Raw genomic sequence first — 2,677 nt, forward strand, 5'->3', positions numbered from 1 at the left:
GCCTCCAAAAGCGTAACGTGTACGCCCTTCCGATGTCCGGCATCGGAAATGCGGACGGCGCACTCTCAATCATCCGGCTTATCCGTTGCGTCGCTGCGTTCGTCGCTTCTGGCGCCGTGGGGCTGTTTGCATTAGCATCACGTCACGGATCCTGAGGCACGGTTCCAGCGGCGCACAGAACGCCGGATGCCGGGCAGATTCGCCGACCAGTTGATGCCGTGGGGAGGAAGGCCAATGCAGAAGCTGCAATCTCAGGGCGTCCACCACATCACGCTGGTCGGCGCCGGGCGCCAGACCTCTATCGATTTCTGGGAAGGCGTGCTCGGCATGCCGTTCATCTTCGAACAGCCCAACCTCGACAAGCCGAGGGAAAGCCATCTCTATTTCGATCCCGGCGACGGCCGGCTGATCACCATCTTCACCGACGAGAGCCGCACACCGGAGAAGCGGCGCACGCCGACCGATCCGGGCTGTGTCCACCACATCGCCTTTTCGGTGTCGCGCGTCACCTTCCTGCAGGCGGTCTCCCGGCTTGACGAGCGCGGCATCAAGCACAGCGGCGTCAAGGATCGCGGTTTCATGGATTCGATCTATTTCGAGGATCCGCTCGGCCTGCTGATCGAACTGGCGTCCTACCGCTTCGAACCGCCAGCGGGCTTCACCCACGCCGATGTGCTGATGGAAGCGCACAGGCTGCGGGTCGCGCGCGGCGACTACAACATCGCCGAAGTGCATCTCGCCGATGCGATCCAGGCGCTCGTCGAACGTTCCCGCGCCACCTTGTCGGACGATCGGGCGCCGAAGAACCCATACTGAACAGACCAGAGGGAGGAACAAGATGGCCAAGACAGCGACGAAGACTGCCGGGAAATCCGCGGCCAAAGCTGCCGCCAAGCCGGCCGCGAAAGCTGCGGCAAAGCCAGAAGCCAAGGCGGCCGCCAAGCCTGCGGTGAAGGCGACGGCAAAAGCCGCGCCCAAGGCCAAGCCGGCCAAGAAGCCGGCGTTGAAGCTCAGCATGCTGAAGCCCAGCGTCAACAACATGACCGTGCGGGTGTTTGCGCGCGCGGCCGGTTTCGACCATGCCGAGACCGATGCCTGGGGCCACACCCGTTCGCCGGAGTTCATGGCGCGAAATCCCGCCCATTTGACACCGATGATCGAGGACAAGGGCCTCCCTAGAGGCGTGTTGTGGGAAAGCTGCGCCATCATGCAGTATCTCGCCAACAAGCACGGGCTGGAGAAATTCTATCCGAAGGCGCCGGCCAAGCGGGCGATGGTCGACAGTGCCATGTTCTACCTGATCGGTACGCTCTACCCTTATGTGGCGCGCGCCACCTATCCGGCGCTCGGCTTCCCACAATATGCCGGCGAGGTCGGCCACAGCGACGCGCACCCCGACAGGAAGTCGGAGGCCCAGAAGGCGGCGATGGCGGCGATCGCCGAGCCGCTCGAAGTGTTTCACAGCTTCTTCAGGGACGGCAAGCCGTTCATCGGCGGCAAGCATCCTTCGATCGCCGATATCCGCCTGGCGGCGACGCTCGAATTCCTGGCCGTCGTCGACTATGCCTTGCCCAAGTGGGCGAAGGACTATGTGGCGGCGATCGAGAAGACGCTCGGCAAGGCCTATAGCGAGCCGGCCGGCGATGTGCGCGGCTACATCGCCCATGTGAAGTCGCAGGCCAAGGCCTGAGGTTAAGGATACGTTAACCAAAGCCCTGTCTACTGCAGGCAATTCGCTTTCGGCCCGCGACCACGGATGTACTGGCGCAGAACGTCGTAGCGATAGGAAAGGTCGGCGCAATGCCGGCCTTTTGCTTTTGCACGCCATCGCCAAGTGCGATCTGGCACGCAGGCCTCGTCCAGTGTCGCTTTTTTGGCGTCAACTTTTTTCGAGAGATATTGTCATTGCCGGCGTTGGCCCTACCATCCATCTCGGCAGTCCGGCATGGATTGTCGGTCAGGCATGAGACGAGGGCTGGCGATGAAAAGCGTTGCGAGACGGATTGCGGTTGCGGGCGTGATGCTGGCGGCCGTTGTCCATGCTTCGAGTGCAGCCGAACTCAACACGATGGACGATGTCGGGGCAGCGATCCAGGCATGCTGGACACCGCCGGCGGACGCCGGGACCGCCAGCGTCACCTTGAGCTTCAGCTTCAAGCGGGATGGGACGCTGATCGGCCCGCCGAGGCCGACGGCCATCAAGGTGAATGGCGATGCCAAGGCGAAAAAAACATTTGTCGATGCCGCGACAGCGGCCCTGCGGAATTGCCTGCCCCTGACTTTCTCGGCGAAGCTGGCGCAAGGGATCGCTGGCAACGTGTTTACGTTGCAATTCGCCTCTCCCAAGTAAGCCTCGTTGTCGGGTCAGTGGTGACTGCGCCTGGCCTCGGCATGCCGGGCAAGATCGGGCGTCTCGAAGACGTAGTCGCTCCAGGCTGATTCAGGAACCTGGCCGGCCAGATAGCATTCCAGCAACAGGCTTTGCTCGGGATTGAGTGGCCTTGGCGCGCGCTGGTCCAGCCCCAGCGAGTGAAACAGGTTTCTTGTCAGGTCGGAGACGGTGAAGTGGATCGACATCTGCGTTCTCCTTTTGGTCCTTCAACGCGGAAGACCGGGCAAAGGTTTCGAACGCATGGCGATAATGGCGCATTGATCTCGGTCCGTCGCGCTGCAGGTC

At 62.3% G+C, this 2,677-nt stretch carries 4 protein-coding genes; 3 read left to right on the plus strand and 1 reads right to left on the minus strand.

All coding sequences use genetic code 11. The features are described 5' to 3' along the window. Positions 1-234 precede the first annotated feature (234 nt). From EN984_RS30155 to EN984_RS30165, 3 genes are all read left to right on the plus strand, one after another. Complete coding sequence (locus tag EN984_RS30155; protein WP_127268028.1) at positions 235-816, plus strand: VOC family protein; 582 nt, start codon at positions 235-237, stop codon at positions 814-816. Positions 817-838: 22 nt separating this feature from the next. Then, positions 839-1,690: a glutathione S-transferase family protein gene (locus EN984_RS30160; protein ID WP_127268027.1), complete on the plus strand. Its 852-nt coding sequence runs from the start codon at positions 839-841 to the stop codon at positions 1,688-1,690. A gap of 330 nt (positions 1,691-2,020) precedes the next feature. Next, positions 2,021-2,350, plus strand: coding sequence for a hypothetical protein (locus EN984_RS30165; RefSeq protein WP_236383526.1), 330 nt, complete (start codon positions 2,021-2,023; stop codon positions 2,348-2,350). Positions 2,351-2,364: 14 nt separating this feature from the next. Here the strand turns inward: EN984_RS30165 and EN984_RS30170 are convergent, their stop codons facing one another. After that, on the minus strand, positions 2,365-2,577 hold the full coding sequence (locus EN984_RS30170; protein WP_023810978.1) for a hypothetical protein: 213 nt from the start codon (positions 2,575-2,577) through the stop codon (positions 2,365-2,367). Between the last annotated feature and the right edge of the window lie 100 nt (positions 2,578-2,677).

This window comes from Mesorhizobium sp. M7A.F.Ca.CA.004.12.1.1, from assembly GCF_003997835.1.
In the GTDB taxonomy this organism is placed as follows: Bacteria; Pseudomonadota; Alphaproteobacteria; order Rhizobiales; family Rhizobiaceae; genus Mesorhizobium.